Below are 21,010 nucleotides of genomic sequence, written 5' to 3' on the forward strand. Positions count from 1 at the left end.
TCCGTTTCGCGGCCGGGCTCGTCTTCGAGGTCGCACCCGTTGCGCTCTATAGTCTCAGTCCTGACAGAGCCGACCGACCGACGGGCACCCGAAACGCATGATCGAACGTCCAGCCGCCCGTTACGGGCGGCAGCGGGTGTCGCGCCGGACGCGTCGGCTCGTGGTGGCCGTCCTGGCCGCGGGCGTCGTCGTGGCCGGGGTGATCCTGGCGGTCGTGGCCTCCCAGCGGTTGGGCACCCAGGACGTCGAGGGTGAGCTCGGCGCCTACCGGCTCATCGACGACCGGACCGTCGAGGTGACGGTCAGCGTCACCCGCGAGGATCCGTCGCAACCCGCCGTCTGCATCGTGCGGGCACGGTCCAAGGACGGCAGCGAGACCGGCCGCCGCGAGGTCCTGGTCCCACCCTCGCAACAGGCGACGGTGCAGGTCACGACGGTGGTCGAATCGAGCAGGCCGCCGGTGATCGGCGACGTCTACGGGTGCGGGCTCGACGTCCCGCCCTATCTGGTGGCGCCCTAGCGCGGCCGTACGGCGAACAACCGACAGCGAAATCGTGAACGGCCGCCGGCACGCCGGTGGTACCATCGACGGGTACACGGTTCCGGCTGGGGCCGTGTATTGCTGCATTTACACCCGTGTCGGGGGAGGCACGAGCCGGGGGTGCAGTGATACACGCCACGTGACCCCGGCCCTCGACCCCACAAGACTTCGTACGCGAACACAGCGCGAGACAACGACGACAGGAGCGCGAAGACATGACCGACACTCAGGTCACGTGGTTGACCCAGGAGTCATACGACCGGCTGAAGGCGGAGCTGGACCAGCTGATCGCCAACCGCCCCGTCATCGCCGCCGAGATCAACGACCGCCGCGAAGAGGGCGACCTGCGCGAGAACGGCGGCTACCACGCCGCCCGTGAGCAGCAGGGTCAGGAAGAGGCGCGCATCCGCCAGCTGCAGGAGCTGCTCAACAACGCCAAGGTCGGCGAGGCGCCCAAACAGTCGGGCGTCGCGCTGCCCGGCTCGGTGGTCAAGGTCTACTACGACGGCGACGAGAAGGACACCGAGACGTTCCTGATCGGCACCCGCGAACAGGCCGTCAACGACGGCAAGCTCGAGGTGTACTCCCCCGCGTCGCCGCTGGGCGCCGCGCTGATCGACGCCAAGGTCGGCGAGACACGCACCTACACCGTCCCCAGCGGCAGCACCGTCGAGGTCACCCTCGTCAGCGCGGAGCCGTACCACTCCTGACGGTCCATGGCGCGCATCGCCGAAGACCTGTTACTGCTGCTGCTGGACAACGCGTCCGCCCAGCCGTGCCTGGACAAGCCACGCCGTGAGCGGGTACTCGCCGCCGCGGTGCTGCTCGACCTCGCACACGCCTGCCTCATCCGGCCCGCGGTCGACGGTGATCCCGCGCCGGCGGGCCGGCTCGTCGCGCTGACACCGCGCGGCCGGCTCGACCCGGTCGCCGAACCGGCGTTCCGGCTGTTGCAGCGCCGCGCGCTGCGCCCGCCGTCGGCGATCGACCGACTGCGCAGGCACACCGAGGACGCACTGCTCGCCCACCTGGAGGGCACCGGTCAGATCGGCCGGGTCGAACTTCCCGGTAAGCGCATCGGCCACCACTACGCGTGGCCGGTGGCGAACCGCGACCGGGCGGCGCACTCCCGCTCCCAGGTCCTGTCGGCGCTGTTCGACCGCACCCCGCCCACCCCCTCCACCGCAGCGGTCATCACGCTGCTGCACGCGGTGGACGGGCTGGGTGCGCTGCTGTCCCTCAACGACCGGGGCTGGCGGTGGGTGCACGGCCGGGCCGGTGAGATCTCGCTCGGCAGTTGGGTCGACGAATCACCGACGGGTCTGGCAGAGGTGAACCTCGCCGTCACCGCGGCGGCGATCCGCGCGGCGTTAACCTAGCGCCTGCTCCAGGTCGGCGATCAAATCGGCGCGATCCTCGATGCCGACCGACAATCGCACCAGATCCTCGGGCACCTCGAGTTGCGAACCGGCGGTGGAGGCGTGCGTCATCGCACCCGGGTGCTCGATCAGCGACTCCACCCCGCCGAGCGATTCGGCGAGGATGAAAATGCTTGTGCGAGCGCAGAAGTCGCGTGCTGCCTTCGGCCCGCCGCGCAACCGTACCGACACCATGCCGCCGAATCCGCTCATCTGTCTGGCCGCCACGTCATGGCCGGGATGGCCGGGCAGACCGGGATAGAGCACCGAGTCGATCGCCGGGTGACCGTCGAGGAATTCGGCGACCGCCGCGGCGTTCTCGCTGTGCCGCTGCATCCGGACCACCAGCGTCTTGAGCCCGCGCAGCGTGAGATAGGCGTCGAACGGGCCGGGGACGGCACCCGCTCCGTTCTGCAGGAAGGCGAACGCGGTGTCGAGTTCCTCGTCGTTGGTCAGCAGTGCGCCGCCGACGACGTCGGAGTGCCCTCCGATGTACTTGGTGGTGGAGTGCAACACGATGTCGGCGCCCAGCGTCAACGGCTGCTGCAGCGCCGGTGAGGCGAACGTGTTGTCCACCAACACCTTCAAACCCGCACCCGAGGCGATCTCGGCCATACCCGCGATGTCGGCGATCGACAGCAGCGGGTTGGTCGGCGTCTCGACCCACACCATGCGGGTCTGCGGTGTGATCGCCGCGCGGACCGCGTCGAGGTCCGACAACGCGACCGCGGTGTAGGTGACGCCCCACTGCGAGAACACCTTGTCGATCAGCCGGAACGTGCCGCCGTAGGCGTCGTCGGGGATGACGAGGTGGTCCCCCGGGCGCAGCACCGCGCGCAGTGCGCAGTCGGTCGCGGCCATCCCCGAGGCGAAGGCGCGGCCGTAGCCGGCCTCCTCCACCGCGGCCAGCGCCGACTCGAGCGACTGGCGCGTCGGGTTGCCGGTGCGGGCGTACTCGAAGCCACCCCGCAGCCCGCCGACGCCGTCCTGGGCGAAGGTGGAGCTGGCGTAGATGGGCGTGTTGACCGCACCGGTCCGGGGGTCGGGGGCATACCCGGCGTGGATGGCCTTGGTGGCAAGTCCAGTGGCGAGTCCGTGGGTGTCACGCTGTTCAGTCATATCGCCGTCGAGCCTATCGAAGCGCGGTGTAGACATGGGTCCATGACCGTACGTATCGACGATCTGCTCGACACCGACGCCATGCTCGCCCCGGAGGAACGCGAGCTGCGCCAGACCGTGCGCCGCTTCGGCGAGCAGCGCCTGCGGCCGCACGTCGGCGAGTGGTTCGAGGCAGGCGAGGTGCCGGTGCGCGAGCTGGCCTCGGAGTTCGGCAAGCTCGGCCTGCTCGGCATGCACCTGGAGGGCTACGGCTGCGGCGGTTCGACGGCCACCGCGTACGGGCTGGTGTGCCAAGAACTCGAGGCGGTGGACAGCGGGCTGCGCAGCATGGTCTCGGTGCAGGGGTCGCTGGCGATGTTCGCCATCCACAAACACGGCAGCGAAGAGCAGCGCGAGCAGTGGCTGCCCGCGATGGCCACCGGTGACGTGATCGGATGCTTCGGCCTCACCGAACCCGACTTCGGCTCCAATCCCGCGGGGATGCGCACGACCGCGCGCCGCGACGGTTCCGACTGGATCCTCAACGGATCGAAGATGTGGATCACCAACGGTTCGCTCGCCGACGTGGCGGTGGTCTGGGCGCGGGCCGAGGAGGGCATCCTCGGCTTCGTCGTCCCGGCGGGCACCGAGGGCTTCTCGGGCCGGGAGATGAAACACAAGCTGTCACTGCGGGCGTCGAACACCTCCGAGCTGATCCTCGACGACGTCCGGCTGCCCGCCGAGGCCCAACTGCCCGCGGCGCGCGGCCTGTCGGGACCGTTGGCGTGCCTGTCGGAGGCGCGGTTCGGGATCGTGTTCGGCAGTGTCGGCGCGGCCAGGGACTGCCTGGAGACGACGCTGGACTACGTCGGCAGCCGCGAGGTGTTCGACAAGCCGCTCGCGGCGTACCAGCTGACCCAGGCCAAGATCGCCGACATGGCCGTCGAACTGGGCAAGGCGCAGTTGCTCGCGCTGCATCTGGGCCGGCTCAAGGACGAGGGCCGCATCCGCGCGGACCAGGTCAGCTTCGGCAAGCTCAACAACGTCCGCGAGGCGCTGGCGATCGCACGTCAGTGCCGGACACTGCTGGGCGCCAACGGGATCACGCTCGAGTACCCGGTGCTGCGGCACGCCAACAACCTGGAGTCGGTGCTGACCTACGAGGGCACCTCGGAGGTGCACCAGATGGTCATCGGGGAGGCGCTGACCGGGGTCAGCGCCTTCCGCGGATGACCCGGACTACAGCTGCTTCGGCGCGACCTGTCCGCCGGTGAGGACGCGGTAGGTGTAGACCAGGATGAGCGTCGCGACGGGGGCTGCCACAAGCAGGCCGACACCGCACACCAGCGCCCCGACGATCACGGTCGCGACCATCACCAGCCAGGCCACGAAGACGCTCCCGAAGTGCGCCTTGCTGACGTTGAAGCTGGTCTTGACGGCCTCGATCGGCGCGAGGTCGCGGTCGATCAGGCTGACCACCGTGAACATCAGCATGATGCTCGCGATCAGGCCCGGGATGACGCACAGCAGGAAGCCGACCGTGGTGATGACCCCGACGATGAGCCCCGCGACGATGACGCCGCCGATGTTGCGCGGGCGGAAGAACGAGCCGATCGAGACCTCGCGCCCGTCGGCGATGTCGAGCATGCCGCCGAGGTAGGCGGACTGCACCGCGGCGGCGACCACGAGTGAGATCAGCCAGCCGATGAACGCGACGATGATCCCGGCCGGGCTTTCGATGGTGTAGGAGAACTCGAAGCCGCTGCCGTCGGACATGTAGTTGGTGGAGTCACCCGGATCCACCGCCGCCGACAGCGTGTTGGTCAGCGTCTGGATCACGATGATGATGAGGCCGTACGCCAGCGTGGCGACGATCAGCGGAACGGCGTTCTTGCCGAACTTGTTCCACGCCCACGAGAACGCGTCACCGACGCTGTACCCACCGGCCCCGAAGTTCTGCGGCGGGTAATTGCCTTGCGGGCCAACGGGATAACCGGCCGGCGGGTAATTGCCCTGCGGAGGTGGCGGATAGCCGCCCTGCGGCGGCGGGGGTGGCGGGTAACCCCCGGGAGGAGGCGGCGGATAGCCGCCCTGGGCCGGCGGCGGCGGTGGGTAGCCACCGGGCGGCGGAGGCGGTGGGTAGCCGCTCTGCGGCGGGGGCGGATAGTTTCCGGGCGGCGGGGGCGGTTGGTCGGTCATGGACGCTCTCCGATGTGCGGTCAGCTGGGAACGAGCGAGCTAACAGTACCGGAGATCATGATCACCGCACGGTTTTCACCACAACGGCAGAACGTATGCACGAGTGCGCATCCCGCTACCGGCGGGCGCTGCCGTCCGACAGGAAGCCGAGCAGATCGTGGCGGGTGAGCACGCCGACCGGCTTGCCCTCCTCGACCACCATCAGCGCATCGCACTCCCGCAGGGTCTTGGCCGCGGTGCTGACCAACTCGCCCGCGCCGATCAGCGGCATGGGCGGGCTCATGTGCTCGGCCACCGCATCGGCCAGCTTCGCGCGCCCCTCGAAGACCGCCGACAGCAGTTCGCGTTCGGAGACGCTGCCCGCGACCTCACCGGCCATCACGGGCGGTTCGGCGCCGACGACGGGCATCTGCGAGACGCCGTACTCGCGCAGGATGCCGATCGCGTCGCGCACGGTCTCCGCCGGATGGGTGTGCACCAGATCCGGCAGCGCACCGGACTTGCCGCGCAACACATCTCCGACCGTCGGCTGTTCGATCGACCCGTCGAGCCGGTTGCGCAGGAAGCCGTAGGACGACATCCACGAGTCGTTGAAGATCTTCGACAGGTAACCGCGGCCGCCGTCGGGCAGCAACACCACCACCAGCGCGTCCGGCCCGGCCTTCTGGGCCACCTCGATGGCCGCCACCACGGCCATCCCGCAGGAGCCGCCCACCAGCAGCCCCTCCTCGCGGGCCAGCCGGCGGGTCATGTCGAACGAGTCGGCGTCCGAGACCGCGATGATCTCGTCGGGCACCGCCGGGTCGTAGGCCGACGGCCAGAAGTCCTCGCCGACCCCCTCGACCAGATACGGCCGACCGGTGCCGCCGGAGTACACCGATCCCTCGGGGTCTGCGCCGATGACGCGCACCTTCCCACCGGACACCTCCTTGAGGTAGCGCCCCGCGCCGGTGATGGTGCCGCCGGTGCCGACGCCGGCCACGAAATGGGTGACCTTGCCGTCGGTGTCGCGCCAGATCTCCGGCCCGGTGGTCTCGTAGTGCGACTCCGGGCCCATCGGGTTGGAGTACTGGTCGGGCTTCCAGGCGCCCTCGATCTCGGTGACGAGGCGGTTGGAGACGCTGTAGTAGCTGTCCGGATCGTCCGGGGCGACCGCCGTCGGGCACACCACCACGTCCGCACCGTAGGCGCGCAGCACATTGCGCTTGTCCTCGCTGACCTTGTCGGGGCAGACGAAGATGCACTTGTAGCCGCGCTGCTGGGCGACGAGCGCCAGCCCGACGCCGGTGTTGCCTGACGTGGGTTCGACGATGGTGCCGCCCGGCTTGAGCTCGCCGCTGGCCTCGGCGGCGTCGATCATCTTGACCGCGATGCGGTCCTTGGAGCTGCCGCCGGGGTTGAGGTATTCGATCTTGGCCGCGACCGTGCCCGCCCCCGCGGGGACAACAGAATTCAGCTGAACCAGAGGGGTGTTGCCGATGAGCTCACTGACGTGCTGGGCGATGCGCATGACTCCATCGTCCCAGGCCGGTCACAGCGCAGCCAGGTGGCCTCCGGCACGTGTGCTCTACCAGGTGGCCTCTCGGATGTACTCGCCGATCTGACGCAGCGAGCGCTGGGCTTCCGAGACCACCGGCGCCCCGAGCTGGAAGACGTGCATCTGACCCGGCCACACCCGAACCTCGACCGGCACCCCGGCGGCCGCCAGCAGCCGCGCCGCCTTCCTGGCGTCGCTGATGAGCACCTCGGAGCCGGAGACGTGGATGAGGGTTCGCGGCAGGCCGGGTTCGATGTGGTCGAGCGGTTCGTACACGGGCTCGGGACGGCCGTCGACGAGGTGCTTCTCGGCGGCATGCTCGATGAGCTCGACCAGGGCGTGGAACGCCCGCTGCGGGAACATCACGTCGCTGCGGACGTTCGGATGGTTGGCGCGGGCCTCGTTGTCGAGCTCGAACAGCGGCGACATGGTGACGACCGCGGCGGGGGTCTCGTCCTCGAGCTGGAGCCGCTCGGCGAGCGCCAGCGAGAGGTAGCCGCCCGCGGAGTCGCCGGCCAGCACGATCTGGTCGGGTTCGTAGCCCTTGCGCCGCAGCCATTGATAGGCGTCGTAGCAGTCGTCGACGGCCTGACCCACCGAATGCTTGGGGATCATCCGGTAATTGACGACCAGCGCCGGACTGTCAGCGAACCGCGACAGCGCCGTCACGAGGCGGCTGTGCGAGTTGACGCCGCAGGTCAGGAACGCCCCACCGTGCAGATAGAGAATGATGCTGCGTTTGCCGTCGGCGGGCAGGACGCCGGGCGCCCGTACTAGCTGGGCGGTGCAGTTCTCCAGCCCGATGGTGGCGCGGATCGTGCCGGGGACCGGCCGCAGAATGCGGCAGGCGAAGTCGACGGCGCCCCATGGCCAGGGCATCTTCGGCGCAAGGCTACCGATCGTGAGCGTCGGCTTGATGGTCATCAACGCCGCCAGCGCCATCACCCGGCCGGCGATGCTCGGCCCGTCCTCGATGACCTCGACCGGCGCACCGTCGCTGACCGGGAAGCGCCGCGGCCGGTGCGGCCTGCCCGCCCGCAGTCCAGCAAACGAGGAGCTCGGGACCCTGCTCGGTGCCGTCATCGCCATCACCTTCTACGCCGTTGTAGTGCCAGGTGCTCAGCTACTCAGTCCATCTCCGTAACTCAGCTTCGCACTTGTAACCGATATCACAATGGTTCAAACAAAGTTCGTTCCGGGTTTGATACCGCACCGTGATCGCCGGCACGGGATCGCCACGCGGTCGGTCCCTAAACTGTTCGTTGTGCGCGCATCACGCGGTGCCCTGGCGGTGGCGGCCACGCTCGCATCGACCGGCTCCGCCTACATCGGGGTGCGCAACCTGCTGACCGGACAGGCGCACCAGGCGCGTCAGGTCATCCCCAAGTCCTGGGACGTCCCGCCGCGCGCCGACGGCGTCTACTCCCCCGGCGGCGGGCCCGTCGAGCGATGGCACCGCGGCGACCCGTTCGACCTGCACCTGATGGTCTTCGGCGACTCCACCGCCACCGGCTACGGCTGCCGCACCGCCGACGAAGTGCCCGGGGTGCTCATTGCGCGCGGGCTCGCCGAACAGTCCGGGAAGCGGATCCGGCTGAGCACCAAGGCGATCGTCGGCGCCACGTCCAAGGGGCTGGAAGGCCAGATCGACGCGATGTTCGTGGCGGGGCCGCCGCCGGACGCGGCGGTGATCATGATCGGCGCCAACGACATCACCGCCCTCAACGGCATCGCGCAGTCGGCCCGCCGGCTGGGCAAGGCCGTCGCCCGCCTGCGGTCCAGCGGCGCGGTCGTCGTTGTCGGCACGTGCCCGGACTTCGGGGTGATCACCGCGATCCCGCAACCCCTGCGCACGGTCACGCGCACGCTGGGGCTCCGGCTGGCGCGGGCCCAGGCGTCGGCGGTGCGCGCCGAGGGCGGCGTGCCGGTGCCGTTCTCCGACCTGCTCGCGCCGGAGTTCTACAAGCAGCCGGAAGTGCTGTTCTCCGAGGACATGTTCCATCCGTCGGCGGCGGGGTACGCGCTGGCGGCGAGCCAGTTGCTGCCCGCGCTGTGCGAGGCGCTCGGCGAGCGGTGTCCGGAGGGCGCACCGGAGCAGGCGCTGCGCACCCGCGCCGCCGACGTCAGCACGCTGCTGGCCAAGATCGGTGGCGTCACCCGGCTGTGGCGCCGGACGACCGGGGTGCCCGCACCGGTCATCGCGCCCGCAGGCTAGCGTTCTGCTCACCAGCGATTGAGGAGCCGTCATGCCTGAAGCCGTCATCGTCTCGACCGCGCGTTCGCCGATCGGCCGCGCCAACAAGGGGTCGCTGGTCGACATGCGGCCCGACGACCTCGCCGCCCAGATGGTGCGCGCCGCGCTGGACAAGGTGCCCTCGCTCGACCCGCACGACATCGACGACCTGATCATGGGCTGCGGCCAGCCGGCGGGCGAGTCCGGTTTCAACATCGGCCGCGCGGTGGCCGTGCAGCTCGGCTACGACTTCATGCCGGGCACCACGGTCAACCGGTACTGCTCGTCGTCGCTGCAGACGTCGCGGATGGCGTTCCACGCGATCAAGGCAGGCGAGGGCCATGCCTTCATCTCCGCGGGTGTGGAGACGGTGTCGCGTTTCGCGAAGGGCAACGCCGACGGCTGGCCCGACACCAAGAACCCGAAGTTCGCCGAGGCGCAGGAGCGGTCCGGCCAGTCCGCGGCCGGCGGCGACGAGTGGCACGACCCGCGCGAGGACGGCAACCTGCCGGACGTCTACATCGCGATGGGCCAGACCGCCGAGAACGTTGCACTGCACACGGGCATCAGCCGCGAGGACCAGGACCACTGGGGCGTCCGCTCGCAGAACCGCGCCGAGGAGGCCATCAACAGCGGCTTCTTCGAGCGCGAGATCTCGCCGGTGACGCTGCCGGACGGCACGGTCGTGTCGAAGGACGACGGGCCGCGCGCAGGCACCTCCTACGAGAAGATCAGCCAGCTCAAGCCGGTGTTCCGGCCCAACGGCACGGTGACCGCCGGTAACGCATGCCCGCTGAACGACGGCGCCGCCGCGGTGGTCATCATGAGCGACGAGAAGGCCCGGCAGCTGGGGTTGACGCCGCTGGCCCGCATCGTCGCGACCGGGGTGTCGGGGCTGTCGCCGGAGATCATGGGCCTCGGCCCGATCGAGGCGTCGAAGAAGGCGCTGGCCAATGCCGGGATGGGCATCGGCGACATCGACCTCTACGAGATCAACGAGGCCTTCGCCGTGCAGGTGCTGGGCTCGGCGCGGGCACTCGGCATGGACGAGGACAAGCTGAACGTGTCCGGCGGCGCCATCGCGCTGGGGCATCCGTTCGGCATGACCGGCGCCCGTATCACCGCCACGCTGCTGAACAACCTGCAGACCCACGACAAGCAGTTCGGTCTGGAGACGATGTGCGTGGGCGGCGGTCAGGGTATGGCGATGATCATCGAGCGCCTCTCCTAGCTCTTTTGCGTCCCGTTTCGCCGAGACTGCTGGGAGATCGCGATTCTCGCTGATCCAGCGATCTCACCGCAGTCTCGATGATCGGACACGCTCGACCCTCCGCACGATGTCGTGCTCCGGGTCGGACCTGACGACTCTGACGACCTTCCAGTCGAGCTCTGCGAGTTCCTCGGCGCGCTTGATGTCCTTTGCGTAGCGCACAGGGTCCGTCCGGTGGTGGTCGCCGTCGTATTCGACGGCCAGCTTGAGGTCCTCCCACCCCATGTCGAGGTAGTACTTCGACCAGCCGTCGGTCCGCAGGACAGGGATCTGGGTTCGCGGCCGAGGGAAGCCGGCGCGGATCAGAAGCAGTCGTAGCCACGTCTCCTTCGGCGATTCCGCGCCGGGATCGTAGAGATCCAGTGCAGTCCGGAGTTGGCGTATCCGCCGTGCGCCCCGGTGTTCTGCGGCCAAGTCGAGCACGTCTCGCGTCCGGAAGCCCGTGGCGGCGCCGAGGGCGTCGAGCTTGGCTACGGCTGCGCCCAGCCCGACGCAACGGCCGATGTCGAACGCTGTGCGAGACACCGTGGTGATCGACATGCCGCGGTAGCCGGTGATCTCGTACGGCGTGAGGCTGGAATCCGACGTGCGGATCCCGCGCGGTTGCCGTGCGTTCGCCCACATCATCTCTACGGGCGCGTTGTCGTCGACCCACTTGGCACCGTGCAGCGCGGCGGCGGTGTTGCCCGCGATCACTCCCTCACGGTGTGACCACAACCATGCGGCTTTCGCCCGTCGTTGCAGCGTGAGTTCGACGTCTTTGGCGACGTAGACGTCGGGGAAGACGAGCCGGTAGCGCCGACGCAACTCGTGCTTGCGGATGCGTCCGGAAGCCACCGCAGTGCTGCCGACGAACGGTTCGGTTGTCATACCCGCAGAGTCGGCTCGGCGGCGGACACGAGGGCACATCCAGACTGCTGTCAGACCACCGCCTGTGGAGAAATCGCGATCTGTGAGCAGTTTCGGCCCCAAGACAACAAGCAGAAAGCCCGGCACCACCGGTGCCGGGCTTCCTTGGAAGGGCTGCTAGTCGTTCTGGAAGTAACTGAGCAGCCGCAGGATCTCGATGTACAGCCAGACCAGCGTGACGGTCAGGCCCAGGGCGACGCCCCACGCGGCCTTCTCCGGCGCACCGGCGCGGATCATCTGGTCGGCGGCGTCGAAGTCGATCAGGAAGCTGAACGCCGCGAGGCCGATGCAGACCAGCGAGAAGATGATGGCGATGGTGCCGCCGCTGCGCAGGCCCATGCCCTCGCCGCCGCCCACGCCGAACAGCGCGAGCACGAAGTTGCCGAGCATGAGCACCAGCACACCGAACATGCCGGCGACGATCATGCGGGTGAACTTCGGCGTCACGCGGATGGCGCCGGTCTTGTAGACGACCAGCATGCCGAAGAAGACGCCGAACGTGGCCAGCAGCGCCTGGGTGATCAGCGCGCCCGCGTTGCCGCCCGCGACGACGACGTTGCCGAACAGCCACGAGATCGCGCCCAGGAACAGACCTTCCAGGCCCGCGTAGGTCAGCACGACGCCGGGGTTGTCCTGTTTGCGCCCGAAGGTGGCGATCAGGACGACCACCAGGCCACCGATCGCGCCGATCAGGGTCAGCGGGCCGGCCAGCGCCGGGTTCATGCCGACCAGGAAGTAGGAGACGACGGCGACGGCGGTCAGCACGGCCAGCGTGATGCCGGTCTTGGTGACGACGTCGTCGATGGTCATCGGCCGGGAGACCCCGGTCTGCTGCGGGTACTGCGTCGTGTACGGCTCAGCCTGCATCTGCTGGGCACCGTAGCCGGCGGCTCCGGTACCGAATGTCGCGTATCCGCCCTGCGTCTTCGGCAGGGAGCGGAATACCGGGTTGCTGCTCTCGCGCACCGTCGGGTCCTCTCATAGGTGGTTCGATGACGAACACACGATCAACGTGCGACGGTCCGGCGTGAGTTCCCGAAATCGAAGCAAGATCTCACAGGAACTTCCCAGGACGGTCGAGCGAAACCTTACCCGTCGTGCGCGCACCTCGGGCGACGATCTACATTGCTTCCCGTGGCGGAAAACGAGGATGTCCTAGTTTCTGTGGAGAACGGCGTCGGGCTCGTCGTCCTGAACCGGCCCAAGGCGATCAACTCGCTGACCCACGGCATGGTGACCACGCTGGCGGATGCGCTGCACGCCTGGGAGACGGACGACGGTGTCCACACCGTGCTGCTGTCCGGGGCGGGCGAACGCGGTCTGTGCGCCGGCGGCGACGTGATCGCGCTCTATCACAGCGCCAAGGCCGGCGGCGACGACGCGAGGCGGTTCTGGTTCGAGGAGTACCAGCTCAACTCCTACATCGGCCGCTATCCCAAACCGTACGTGGCGGTGATGGACGGCATCGTCATGGGCGGGGGCGTCGGCGTCAGCGCACACGGCGACGTGCGGGTGGTCACCGACACCACGAAGATGGGCATGCCCGAGGTCGGCATCGGCTTCATCCCCGACGTGGGCGGCACCTACCTGCTGTCGCGCGCTCCCGGGCTGCTCGGCCTGCACGCCGCGCTGACCGGTGCCCCGTTCTCCGGCGCCGACGCGATCGCCATGGGGTTCGCGGACCACTTCGTGCCGCACGACAAGCTCGACGACTTCAAGGCGGCGGTCGTCGCCGACGGCGCCGAGGCCGCGCTGGCCGCCCACGCGATCGAACCACCCGCGAGCCCGCTGCTCGCCCAACGTGACTGGATCGACGACTGCTACGCCCGTGACACCGTCGCCGAGATCGTCGTCGCGCTGCGCGGCCACGACGCCGGCCCGGCCCACGACGCCGCCGACCTCATCGAGTCCCGCTCCCCCGTCGCGCTGGCCGTCGCGCTCGAATCGGTCCGCCGGGCGGCCCGACTCGACACACTGGAGGACGTGCTCCGCGACGAATACCGCGTCTCGTGTGCGTCGCTGCGCTCACACGACTTCGTCGAGGGCATCCGCGCCCAGCTCGTCGACAAGGACCGCAATCCGAAGTGGTCGCACCAGTCGGCCACCGAGGTCACCCGGGCCGACGTCGACGCCTACTTCGCCCCCGCCGACCCCGAACTCACGTTCCCGTAAAGGAGAAGCCATGGATTACGAGACCATCCTCGTCACCCGCGACGGCCGGGTCGGCACGATCACGCTGAACCGCCCCAAAGCGCTCAACGCGCTCAACTCGCAGGTGATGGCCGAAGTCACCACGGCCGCAGCCGAGTTCGACGCCGACGAGAACATCGGCGCCATCGTCGTCACCGGCAGCGAGAAAGCCTTCGCGGCGGGCGCCGACATCAAGGAGATGGCGAACCTGTCGTTCGCCGAGGTCTTCACCTCGGACTTCTTCGCGCTGTGGGGCAAATTCGCCGCGACCCGCACCCCCACCATCGCCGCCGTCGCGGGCTACGCGCTCGGCGGGGGGTGCGAGCTCGCCATGATGTGCGACATCCTGATCGCCGCCGACGGCGCCAAGTTCGGCCAGCCGGAGATCAAACTCGGTGTGCTGCCCGGCATGGGCGGGTCGCAGCGCCTCACCCGCGCGATCGGCAAGGCCAAGGCGATGGACCTGATCCTGACCGGCCGCACCATCGGCGCAGAAGAGGCCGAACGCAGCGGTCTGGTGTCGCGGGTGGTCCCGGCCGACAAGCTGCTCGACGAGGCCAACCAGGTCGCCGCCACGATTGCGGGCATGTCGCGCAACGCATCCCGGATGGCCAAGGAAGCGGTCGACCGCGCGTTCGAGTCCACGCTGACCGAGGGGCTGCTCTACGAACGCCGGCTCTTCCACTCCGCGTTCGCGACCGAGGACCAGAAGGAAGGCATGGCGGCGTTCAGCGAGAAGCGCCCCGCCAACTTCACCCATCGCTAATCTGCAGCGGTGACCGTCACCGAGCAGTCGCCGCCGCAGGACCGGCCACCACTGAAACGGGCGTGGTGGCTGCGCCGCTACACGTTCTTCGGCACCGCTGTCGGGCTGGTGTTCCTGTGGTTCTCGCTCACCCCGTCGCTGTTGCCGCGCGGTCCGCTGTTCCAGGGTCTGGTCAGCGGCGGGGCCGGCGCCACCGGGTACGCGATCGGCGTGTTCGGGGTCTGGCTGGTGCGCTACATGCTCTCCAGGGACACCAGTCCGGCGGCTCCGCGGTGGGCCTGGTGGGCGTTGGTGGCGGTCGGCGTCGTCGGCCAGGTGCTGATGATCGTCTACTTCCACGTCTGCCAGGACCAGGTGCGCGATGCGATGGGCGTGCCGCGGATGGGGTTCTGGGAGCATCCGCTGACCGCGGTGCTGGCCATCGTCGTGCTGTTCGCGCTCGTCGAGGTGGGCCAACAGATCCGCAGACTGGTCCGCTTCCTGGTCGGACAACTCAATCGTGTTGCGCCGCCGCGGATCTCGGCTGTCGTCGTGGTGGTCCTGCTGTTGGCGCTGACGGTCGCACTGCTCAATGGCGTCGTGGTCCGCGGGGCGATGAGCGCGATCAACAACACCTTCGAGACGGTCAACGACGAGACCGACCCCGACACCCCCGCGCCGGAGACCCCGTTGCGTTCGGGCGGTCCGCAGTCGCTGGCCAGCTGGGAGTCGCTGGGCCATCAGGGCCGGATCTTCGTCTCGGGCGGGCCGACGGTCGAGGAACTCAGCGCCTTCAACGGCGCACCCGCGACCGAACCGATCCGCGCCTACGCCGGCCTCAACTCGGCCGACGGCATCCGCGCGACCGCCGCCCTGGCCGCCAGGGAACTGCTGCGCACCGGCGGCCTGGACCGCGCGGTCATCGCGGTCGCGACCACCACGGGCACCGGCTGGATCAACGAGGCCGAGGCCTCCGCGCTGGAGTACATGTACAACGGCGACACCGCCATCGTGTCGATGCAGTACTCGTTCCTGCCCAGCTGGCTGTCGTTCCTCGTCGACAAGGAGAACGCCCGGCAGGCCGGACAGGCGTTGTTCGAGGCCGTCGACGCGTTGGTGCGCGAGTTGCCCGAGGCCCGGCGTCCGCGTCTGGTGGTGTTCGGCGAGAGCCTGGGCTCGTTCGGCGGCGAGGCGCCGTTCCTGGCGCTGAACAACCTCATCGCGCGCACCGACGGCGCGCTGTTCTCCGGCCCGACGTTCAACAACACGATCTGGACCGACCTGACCGGACAGCGCGATCCGGGCTCGCCGGAATGGTTGCCGATCTTCGACAAGGGTGACAACGTCCGCTTCGTCGCCCGCCCGGACGACCTGGGCCGCCCCGACGATCCTTGGGCCACACCGAGAGTGGTGTACCTGCAGCACGCATCGGACCCGATCGCGTGGTGGAACCCCGACCTGTTGTTCGCCCGCCCGGACTGGCTGAAGGAACCACCGGGCTACGACCGGACGGCCCGGATGAAATGGATCCCGGTGGTGACGTTCCTGCAGGTGTCGGCGGACATGGCGGTTGCCGTCGACGTTCCGGACGGCCACGGCCACGTCTACGTCAAGGATGTCGTCAACGGCTGGGCGGCGGTTCTGCAGCCGCCGGGGTGGACGCCGGAGAAGACGGAGCAACTGCGACCGGTGCTGCACTCCGACGAGAACAGTTAGACGAGTACGCCTTCGGCCTTGAGCGCGTGGTAGCCGCCGACGACATCGGTGGCCCGGTGCAGCCCGAGGTCGCGCAGCGACGCCGCGGCCAGACTCGAGGTGTAGCCCTCCGAGCACAGCACCACCCATTCGACGTCGTCGCCGACGGCCTGCGGTATCCGGGCGTCGCTGGTGGGATCACAACGCCACTCGAGCACGTTGCGCTCGATCACCAGCGCGGCGGGCACCTCGCCCTCCCGCGCGCGCTGGGCCTGCGGACGGATGTCGACGAGCACCGCGCCGCGCTCCAGCGCGGCGGGCACCGCGGCCGCGGGCATGCGCTGCAGCGTGGCGCGGGCCTCGTCGAGTACGCGGTCGATGCGACTGGCCATGTCAGCCCTCCGGCGATTCGGTGAGTTCGGTTCGGTTGCGGCGCAACGTCTGTCGATCGGTGACCTCGTAGTAGGACATCGCGGTCAACGGCGGCGAGTAGGCGTGCACGCTCAGGGTGGGCCCGCCGGTGGTGTCGGGTGTCCACACCACGTCGTGCACCCAGCCGAGCGGGAACGCGGCCTGATCGCCCGCCGCCAGGCGCCGCCGTCGCAGGCCGTCACCGTCCCACCGGGTTTCGGACAGCGACCCGGAGACCACGGTCAGCGCGCCGAGCGAACCGCCGTGGTCGTGCAATTCGGTGGACCGTTCCGGCACCCAGCTGATCAGCCAGATGTCGAGTTCGTCGTCCCCGTGCAGCCGGGTGTACCAGCGGTCGTCGGTGGGGACGCCGCCGCGGGGCAGCAGGTGGTCGTAACGCCCGCTGATCAGATCGTCGGCTCCACGGTCGGTGGCGTGCAGCAGGTCGGGCAGGCGCAACCGGGTGGGCGCGGAGACAGCGGGGACGGCAGGGGCAAGGGTGTGCACGGACATGACGGGAACTCCAGAAGGCAGACGGGTCTGAGGGTGGGCGTCAGGCCCGACAACACTCCAGAACCGCGGTCCGCTCCGTCACGGCGGCCAGTGTTGCATAGATTGGGCCCATGCGCAGGTGCCTCCCCCGCCTCTTCGCGGCCGTCGCCGTCGCCGGTGGCGCCGTCCTCACGGGCTGTTCGAGCGGCGGTGACGACGCTGCGGAAACGTCGTCGCCGCAGGCCACCGCCTCGCCGACGACCACGGCCGCCCGCACGGCGGCACCGGGTGAGGTGGGTATCTCGCCGGGAGGGGTGACGACGGCCGTCGGCGCCCCGGCCGAGTCCACCGAGGACGAGTACTTCCAGGCCTGCAACGCGGCGCGGCTGTGGATGGCCGAACGCGGTGGCGACCCCAAAGCGCAGCTCGAGCCGTATCTCGCCGACATCCAGAAGTCGGACGCGGCCGGCCCCGGCACCTTCGGGACGCCATGGTCGCGGCTCGCACCGCCGCGTCAGGCCGCGGTGATCGTCGCCGCCGAGGCCGCCGCCGACCAGTTGTGCGGCTGAGTTCGAATCACGCTGCGCGAAACGGGCGGACAATGGCGCCATGAGCAAACGCGTCGCTCTGGTACTGGGTAGTGGCGGTGCCCGCGGTTACGCACACATCGGCGTGATCGAGGAATTGCGGGAGCGCGACTACGACATCATCGGGATCTCGGGTTCGTCGATGGGCGCGCTGGTCGGGGGCCTGCAGGCGGCCGGCAAGCTCAACCAGTACTCCGAATGGGCGAAATCGCTGACCCAGCGCGCGGTCCTGCGTCTGCTGGACCCCTCGCTCACCGCGCCGGGCGTGCTGCGCGCCGAGAAGATCCTCGACGCGGTCCGCGAGATGCTCGGTGAGGTCTGCATCGAGGATCTGCCGGTGCCGTACACCGCGGTCACGACGGATCTGATCGCCGGCCGATCGGTGTGGCTGCAACGCGGTCCGGTGGACGCGGCGATCCGCGCCTCGATCGCGATCCCCGGCGTCATCACACCCCACGTGCTCGACGGGCGGTTGCTGGCCGACGGCGGGATTCTCGACCCGCTGCCGATGGCGCCGGTCGCCGCGGTCAACGCCGACGTGACGATCGCGGTGAGCCTCGGGGGCAGCGAGTCCGGCGGGTACGAACCCGACGTCAGTGAGGGGAATTCCACCGCCGATTGGCTGGACCGCCTGCTGCGCAGCACCTCTGCGCTGCTGGACACGAAGTCGGCGCGCACCGTGCTCGACACCCCCGCCGTGCGGTCGATGATGAACCGCTTCGGGACGACCCCGGTGGACGAGGACCTGGAGACCACCGACGACCAACCCGAAACGGACAGCAGCGCCGACGAACTCATCGACTCCGCCAAGGAGGTCGCGGTGCCGAAGCTGGGCAGTTTCGAGGTGATGAACCGCACCATCGACATCGCCCAGGCGGCGCTGGCCCGCCACACCCTCGCCGCGTATCCGCCCGACCTTCTCATCGAGGTGCCCCGGTCAGCGTGCCGCAGTTTGGATTTCCACCGCGCAGCCGAGGTCATCGAGGTGGGCAGGCGACTGGCCGTCCAGGCGCTCGACCAGTTCGAGCAGCCGCAGTGCGCTGCGCCGCCTCAGACCTGAGCCGCGAGGAAGCCGGCGACGTCGGCGGCCACCCGCCGGCCCTGTGCCCGGCCCGCCTTCGCGGACGGTATCCGGCACGCCGGGTCGAGCGGATTGGCGCCGAACGCCGCCAGCGCCTCATCGTCGGCGAAGACGCCGAACGTGGGGACCGGGAAGCCGTCCACCTCGGCGACCGCGCCGCTGCCGAACGGCGACGGCGACGACCGGCCGGAGGGCACCAACACCACCGCGGTGTCGCAGTCGGCGGCGACCGCCATGTTGACGGTGCTGCCGACGCCGCCGTCCATGTAGCGCCGCGTCCCGATCGTCACCGGCGGCCACACGCCCGGGACGGCGCAACTGGCGGCGACGGCGTCGACCAGGTTCACGCCCGAGGTCCGGTCGAGGGTGACGAGTTCCCCCGTTGCGGTGTCGATCGCCGTCACCCGGAGCTCACGGTCGGGCCAGTCGTGGCCGGGCAGCCGCTGTTCGATGACCGCGCGGCGCACGTCCTCGGCGACGGTCGGGGTGGACAGCGCGATCTCGCCGATGCGTTGCAGCTTCTGGGTGGTCGTCGCGTCCGGATCGGTCATCGCGGCCGTGAACACGCCCATGATCGTCTCGATGCTCACCCCGGGGTCGATCTCGGACGTGCTCGGCGCCAATTGCCGGCCGTAGAGGGCCTCGATGCCGAGCCCGCTGCCGATCTGCGCGGCCACGGTGGACCCGGCCGACGTGCCGACCAGGACGTCGGAGGCCAGCAGCGCCCGCGCGGTGTCGGGTGCCTCGTCGTGGATGCCGCACAGCACCCCGGTCTCCCAGGCGATGCCCGCGATGCCGCCACCGGCCAGCACCAGTGCTCGCTTCGTCACAGCCAGGCAGTGTGCCAGGTGGGAGCGCGGCGGGCCGCGTCGCACCGCCCTACCCTGTACGGGTGTCCCGCGTGCTCAGCGTCAACGTCGCCCGACCGCGGCCGAACCCGGCCAGGGGCGGGAAGGTCACCGGTATCGACAAGGTGCCGACGGACGACGCGGTCCACGTGCGGGCCCCCGGCCTGCTGCGCACCGGGCTCGGCAGCGGGATCCCGGGGGATGTGATCGGCAACCTCAAGCTGCACGGCGGCGACGACCAGGCGGTGTACGCGTATGCGCGCGAGGACCTCGACCGCTGGCAGACCGCGTTGGGCCGGCCGTTGACGGACGGCAACTTCGGCGAGAACCTCACCACGTCCGGGGTCGACGTCACCGGCGCGGTCATCGGCGAGCGGTGGCGGGTCGGTGGCGACGGTCTGCTCCTCGAGGTCACCTCGCCCCGGACGCCGTGCCGGACGTTCGCCGCGTTCCTCGGTGTCCGGGGGTGGATCAGGACCTTCACCGAGGCCGCCGTTCCCGGTGCGTATCTGCGGGTGATCGAACCCGGATCCGTGCGGGCGGGTGACGGCATCGAGGTCATCGAGCGGCCCGACAGCGAGGTCACGGTCGGTCTGGTCTTCCGCGCCATGTTCGGCGAGCCGGATCTGCTGGCTCTGCTACAGGATGTCGACGCGCTTCCCGACGACATCAAGAAGCGCGCCGCCCGCGTCTGAGTCAGCGCAGCGGTCCGGCCGCCAGTCCGCTGATCAACGGCAGATCGAGGTAGGTGGCGATGCCGGGAGCGGCGGCGCACACCGCGGGCACGGAGTTCACGCAGTGCGCGGCGGTCGCCACGATGCCGTTGTTGCTCTGCAGGCCGGCCTCGACGCTGTCGGGCTGAAAACCCTTGACCGTCACCGTGAAATCCGGATTGCCGCGGACCTCCATCTCGTAACGCTCCCCGGCCTCGCCGAACTCCCACGCGGGGTCGAGGTTCTCCTCCCCCATCAGCCAGTTGACCGTCACACGCACGACCACCTCTCCGTCGACGGTCGCCTCCCAGTGGAACCGCCGCGCCGCGACCTGCCCGGGTTCGATGGCGCCGATCGGTGACTCGATCGGGGCGGTGGCGACGGCGATCTCCTGCGACGAGCGGATCTTCGGGTCGGCCCGGAACCCCATCTTGTCGACGACCATGCGCACGGACTGGATGAACCCGCCGTCGAGCAGTTTCTGCATCGGCCCCGACAGCGCGTTGTCCGGGGTGTCGCCGAAGCCCATCACGTAGCGCACCACATCGGGGGCGTCGTAGGTGCGCAGGTCCGAGAACTCCTCGGCGCGCACGAACGTCACGCCCGTCGACATGATCGACATGACGAGCGGGAACTTCTCGCTGATCCCGCCCGGCGCGATCCCGGTCCCGTGCAGGGTGACGCCGCCCTCCAGCGCGGCGGCGCGCAGGGGTGCGGCCTCCTTCTCGCCGGGGTAGAACCAGCCGACGGGGGTGACCACGTTCTTGCCCGACCGCAGCAGGGCGGCGACCTCCTTCGGGTCGGGCAGCAGCGGCGAGTAGATCACCGCGTCGGCGTCGAGAGCGAGGATGTCCTCGACGCTGTCGGTGGCGGTGACCCCGATCGGGTCCGTCCCGATCAGCTCGCCGACGTCCTTGCCCGCCTTGGCTTCCGAATGCACCCAGCAGCCGACGAGTTCGAGGTCGGGGTGTTCGAGGACACCGTTGATCGCCGCGACGCCGACTCCGCCGGTCGCCCACTGCACCACCCGTAACGCCATCGGA

At 69.5% G+C, this 21,010-nt stretch carries 22 protein-coding genes; 12 read left to right on the forward strand and 10 right to left on the reverse strand.

What is annotated here, in order from left to right; translation table 11 throughout:
• The first annotated feature begins 97 nt into the window (after window positions 1-97).
• The 3 genes from AU196_RS12815 (at window position 98) to AU196_RS12825 (ending at window position 1,920) form a co-directional block, all read left to right on the forward strand.
• A complete protein-coding gene (locus AU196_RS12815; RefSeq protein ID WP_059095456.1) occupies window positions 98-520 on the forward strand; it encodes a DUF4307 domain-containing protein in 423 nt (140 codons plus the stop codon).
• 236 nt (window positions 521-756) lie between these two features.
• Window positions 757-1,251, forward strand: coding sequence for a transcription elongation factor GreA (greA, locus tag AU196_RS12820; RefSeq protein WP_011561522.1), 495 nt, complete (start codon window positions 757-759; stop codon window positions 1,249-1,251).
• Between the two features lie 6 nt (window positions 1,252-1,257).
• Window positions 1,258-1,920 carry a GOLPH3/VPS74 family protein gene (locus tag AU196_RS12825; protein WP_059095457.1) on the forward strand — a complete coding sequence of 221 codons (663 nt, stop codon included), beginning with the start codon at window positions 1,258-1,260 and terminating at the stop codon, window positions 1,918-1,920.
• Here AU196_RS12825 and AU196_RS12830 read toward each other — a convergent pair.
• Window positions 1,912-3,078, reverse strand: a complete 1,167-nt coding sequence (locus AU196_RS12830; RefSeq protein ID WP_059095458.1) for a cystathionine gamma-synthase — start codon at window positions 3,076-3,078, stop codon at window positions 1,912-1,914. The genes AU196_RS12825 and AU196_RS12830 overlap by 9 nt on opposite strands.
• Before the next feature lie 42 nt (window positions 3,079-3,120).
• Here AU196_RS12830 and AU196_RS12835 point away from each other — a divergent pair, with 42 nt between their 5' ends.
• A complete protein-coding gene (locus tag AU196_RS12835) occupies window positions 3,121-4,290 on the forward strand; it encodes an acyl-CoA dehydrogenase family protein (protein WP_157546290.1) in 1,170 nt (389 codons plus the stop codon).
• A 6-nt stretch (window positions 4,291-4,296) separates the two neighbouring features.
• Here the strand turns inward: AU196_RS12835 and AU196_RS12840 are convergent, their stop codons facing one another.
• From AU196_RS12840 to AU196_RS12850, 3 genes are all read right to left on the reverse strand, one after another.
• Window positions 4,297-5,256, reverse strand: coding sequence for a DUF2189 domain-containing protein (locus AU196_RS12840; RefSeq protein ID WP_059095459.1), 960 nt, complete (start codon window positions 5,254-5,256; stop codon window positions 4,297-4,299).
• A 115-nt stretch (window positions 5,257-5,371) separates the two neighbouring features.
• Window positions 5,372-6,766: a cystathionine beta-synthase gene (locus tag AU196_RS12845; RefSeq protein WP_059095460.1), complete on the reverse strand. Its 1,395-nt coding sequence runs from the start codon at window positions 6,764-6,766 to the stop codon at window positions 5,372-5,374.
• 57 nt (window positions 6,767-6,823) lie between these two features.
• Window positions 6,824-7,876: an alpha/beta hydrolase gene (locus AU196_RS12850; RefSeq protein WP_059095509.1), complete on the reverse strand. Its 1,053-nt coding sequence runs from the start codon at window positions 7,874-7,876 to the stop codon at window positions 6,824-6,826.
• A 181-nt stretch (window positions 7,877-8,057) separates the two neighbouring features.
• Here AU196_RS12850 and AU196_RS12855 point away from each other — a divergent pair, with 181 nt between their 5' ends.
• Window positions 8,058-9,008, forward strand: coding sequence for an SGNH/GDSL hydrolase family protein (locus AU196_RS12855; RefSeq protein ID WP_059095461.1), 951 nt, complete (start codon window positions 8,058-8,060; stop codon window positions 9,006-9,008).
• A gap of 31 nt (window positions 9,009-9,039) precedes the next feature.
• Window positions 9,040-10,257, forward strand: coding sequence for an acetyl-CoA C-acetyltransferase (locus AU196_RS12860; RefSeq protein ID WP_059095462.1), 1,218 nt, complete (start codon window positions 9,040-9,042; stop codon window positions 10,255-10,257).
• Between the two features lie 63 nt (window positions 10,258-10,320).
• Here AU196_RS12860 and AU196_RS12865 read toward each other — a convergent pair whose 3' ends face one another.
• Window positions 10,321-11,166 carry a DUF559 domain-containing protein gene (locus tag AU196_RS12865; protein ID WP_059095463.1) on the reverse strand — a complete coding sequence of 282 codons (846 nt, stop codon included), beginning with the start codon at window positions 11,164-11,166 and terminating at the stop codon, window positions 10,321-10,323.
• Window positions 11,167-11,322: 156 nt separating this feature from the next.
• Window positions 11,323-12,171: a Bax inhibitor-1/YccA family protein gene (locus AU196_RS12870; protein ID WP_059095464.1), complete on the reverse strand. Its 849-nt coding sequence runs from the start codon at window positions 12,169-12,171 to the stop codon at window positions 11,323-11,325.
• A gap of 168 nt (window positions 12,172-12,339) precedes the next feature.
• On the opposite strand from AU196_RS12870, the gene AU196_RS12875 reads away from it, so the two are divergent.
• The 3 genes from AU196_RS12875 to AU196_RS12885 are packed head-to-tail and all read left to right on the forward strand — an operon-like array spanning window position 12,340 to window position 15,856.
• Window positions 12,340-13,377: an enoyl-CoA hydratase/isomerase family protein gene (locus tag AU196_RS12875; RefSeq protein WP_059095465.1), complete on the forward strand. Its 1,038-nt coding sequence runs from the start codon at window positions 12,340-12,342 to the stop codon at window positions 13,375-13,377.
• Between the two features lie 10 nt (window positions 13,378-13,387).
• On the forward strand, window positions 13,388-14,161 hold the full coding sequence (locus AU196_RS12880; RefSeq protein WP_059095466.1) for an enoyl-CoA hydratase: 774 nt from the start codon (window positions 13,388-13,390) through the stop codon (window positions 14,159-14,161).
• 9 nt (window positions 14,162-14,170) lie between these two features.
• Window positions 14,171-15,856, forward strand: a complete 1,686-nt coding sequence (locus AU196_RS12885; RefSeq protein ID WP_059095467.1) for an alpha/beta hydrolase — start codon at window positions 14,171-14,173, stop codon at window positions 15,854-15,856.
• On the opposite strand, the gene AU196_RS12890 is transcribed toward AU196_RS12885, so the two are convergent.
• The gene (locus AU196_RS12890) at window positions 15,853-16,227 is read right to left on the reverse strand and encodes a rhodanese-like domain-containing protein (RefSeq protein ID WP_059095468.1); all 375 of its coding nucleotides are present in this window, start codon (window positions 16,225-16,227) and stop codon (window positions 15,853-15,855) included. The genes AU196_RS12885 and AU196_RS12890 overlap by 4 nt on opposite strands.
• 1 nt (window position 16,228) lies before the next feature.
• Window positions 16,229-16,759: a cysteine dioxygenase gene (locus AU196_RS12895; RefSeq protein WP_059095469.1), complete on the reverse strand. Its 531-nt coding sequence runs from the start codon at window positions 16,757-16,759 to the stop codon at window positions 16,229-16,231.
• A gap of 110 nt (window positions 16,760-16,869) precedes the next feature.
• On the opposite strand from AU196_RS12895, the gene AU196_RS12900 reads away from it, so the two are divergent.
• The gene (locus tag AU196_RS12900; RefSeq protein ID WP_059095470.1) at window positions 16,870-17,307 is read left to right on the forward strand and encodes a lipoprotein LpqV; all 438 of its coding nucleotides are present in this window, start codon (window positions 16,870-16,872) and stop codon (window positions 17,305-17,307) included.
• 40 nt (window positions 17,308-17,347) lie between these two features.
• On the forward strand, window positions 17,348-18,385 hold the full coding sequence (locus AU196_RS12905) for a patatin-like phospholipase family protein (RefSeq protein ID WP_059095471.1): 1,038 nt from the start codon (window positions 17,348-17,350) through the stop codon (window positions 18,383-18,385).
• On the opposite strand, the gene AU196_RS12910 is transcribed toward AU196_RS12905, so the two are convergent.
• Window positions 18,376-19,242, reverse strand: coding sequence for a patatin-like phospholipase family protein (locus AU196_RS12910; protein ID WP_197415778.1), 867 nt, complete (start codon window positions 19,240-19,242; stop codon window positions 18,376-18,378). The genes AU196_RS12905 and AU196_RS12910 overlap by 10 nt on opposite strands.
• A gap of 56 nt (window positions 19,243-19,298) precedes the next feature.
• On the opposite strand from AU196_RS12910, the gene AU196_RS12915 reads away from it, so the two are divergent.
• Window positions 19,299-19,949 carry an MOSC domain-containing protein gene (locus tag AU196_RS12915; protein ID WP_059095473.1) on the forward strand — a complete coding sequence of 217 codons (651 nt, stop codon included), beginning with the start codon at window positions 19,299-19,301 and terminating at the stop codon, window positions 19,947-19,949.
• Window position 19,950: 1 nt separating this feature from the next.
• On the opposite strand, the gene AU196_RS12920 is transcribed toward AU196_RS12915, so the two are convergent.
• Entirely contained in the window at window positions 19,951-21,006 is a 1,056-nt protein-coding gene (locus AU196_RS12920) for an NAD(P)H-dependent amine dehydrogenase family protein (RefSeq protein WP_059095474.1), read from the reverse strand.
• Window positions 21,007-21,010 lie beyond the last annotated feature (4 nt).

Origin of the sequence: Mycobacterium sp. IS-1742, assembly GCF_001500125.1 — a bacterium.
In the GTDB taxonomy this organism is placed as follows: domain Bacteria; phylum Actinomycetota; class Actinomycetes; order Mycobacteriales; family Mycobacteriaceae; genus Mycobacterium.

Excerpts from the sequence above, each read along its gene's own strand:
- AU196_RS12815 (WP_059095456.1), top strand. The coding sequence starts at position 98 with ATGATCGAACGTCCAGCCGCCCGTTACGGGCGGCAGCGGGTGTCGCGC.
- greA (WP_011561522.1), top strand. The coding sequence starts at position 757 with ATGACCGACACTCAGGTCACGTGGTTGACCCAGGAGTCATACGACCGG.
- AU196_RS12825 (WP_059095457.1), top strand. The coding sequence starts at position 1,258 with ATGGCGCGCATCGCCGAAGACCTGTTACTGCTGCTGCTGGACAACGCG.
- AU196_RS12830 (WP_059095458.1), bottom strand. The coding sequence starts at position 3,078 with ATGACTGAACAGCGTGACACCCACGGACTCGCCACTGGACTTGCCACC.
- AU196_RS12835 (WP_157546290.1), top strand. The coding sequence starts at position 3,121 with ATGACCGTACGTATCGACGATCTGCTCGACACCGACGCCATGCTCGCC.
- AU196_RS12840 (WP_059095459.1), bottom strand. The coding sequence starts at position 5,256 with ATGACCGACCAACCGCCCCCGCCGCCCGGAAACTATCCGCCCCCGCCG.
- AU196_RS12845 (WP_059095460.1), bottom strand. The coding sequence starts at position 6,766 with ATGCGCATCGCCCAGCACGTCAGTGAGCTCATCGGCAACACCCCTCTG.
- AU196_RS12850 (WP_059095509.1), bottom strand. The coding sequence starts at position 7,876 with ATGACGGCACCGAGCAGGGTCCCGAGCTCCTCGTTTGCTGGACTGCGG.
- AU196_RS12860 (WP_059095462.1), top strand. The coding sequence starts at position 9,040 with ATGCCTGAAGCCGTCATCGTCTCGACCGCGCGTTCGCCGATCGGCCGC.
- AU196_RS12865 (WP_059095463.1), bottom strand. The coding sequence starts at position 11,166 with ATGACAACCGAACCGTTCGTCGGCAGCACTGCGGTGGCTTCCGGACGC.
- AU196_RS12880 (WP_059095466.1), top strand. The coding sequence starts at position 13,388 with ATGGATTACGAGACCATCCTCGTCACCCGCGACGGCCGGGTCGGCACG.
- AU196_RS12890 (WP_059095468.1), bottom strand. The coding sequence starts at position 16,227 with ATGGCCAGTCGCATCGACCGCGTACTCGACGAGGCCCGCGCCACGCTG.
- AU196_RS12895 (WP_059095469.1), bottom strand. The coding sequence starts at position 16,759 with ATGTCCGTGCACACCCTTGCCCCTGCCGTCCCCGCTGTCTCCGCGCCC.
- AU196_RS12900 (WP_059095470.1), top strand. The coding sequence starts at position 16,870 with ATGCGCAGGTGCCTCCCCCGCCTCTTCGCGGCCGTCGCCGTCGCCGGT.
- AU196_RS12905 (WP_059095471.1), top strand. The coding sequence starts at position 17,348 with ATGAGCAAACGCGTCGCTCTGGTACTGGGTAGTGGCGGTGCCCGCGGT.
- AU196_RS12920 (WP_059095474.1), bottom strand. The coding sequence starts at position 21,006 with ATGGCGTTACGGGTGGTGCAGTGGGCGACCGGCGGAGTCGGCGTCGCG.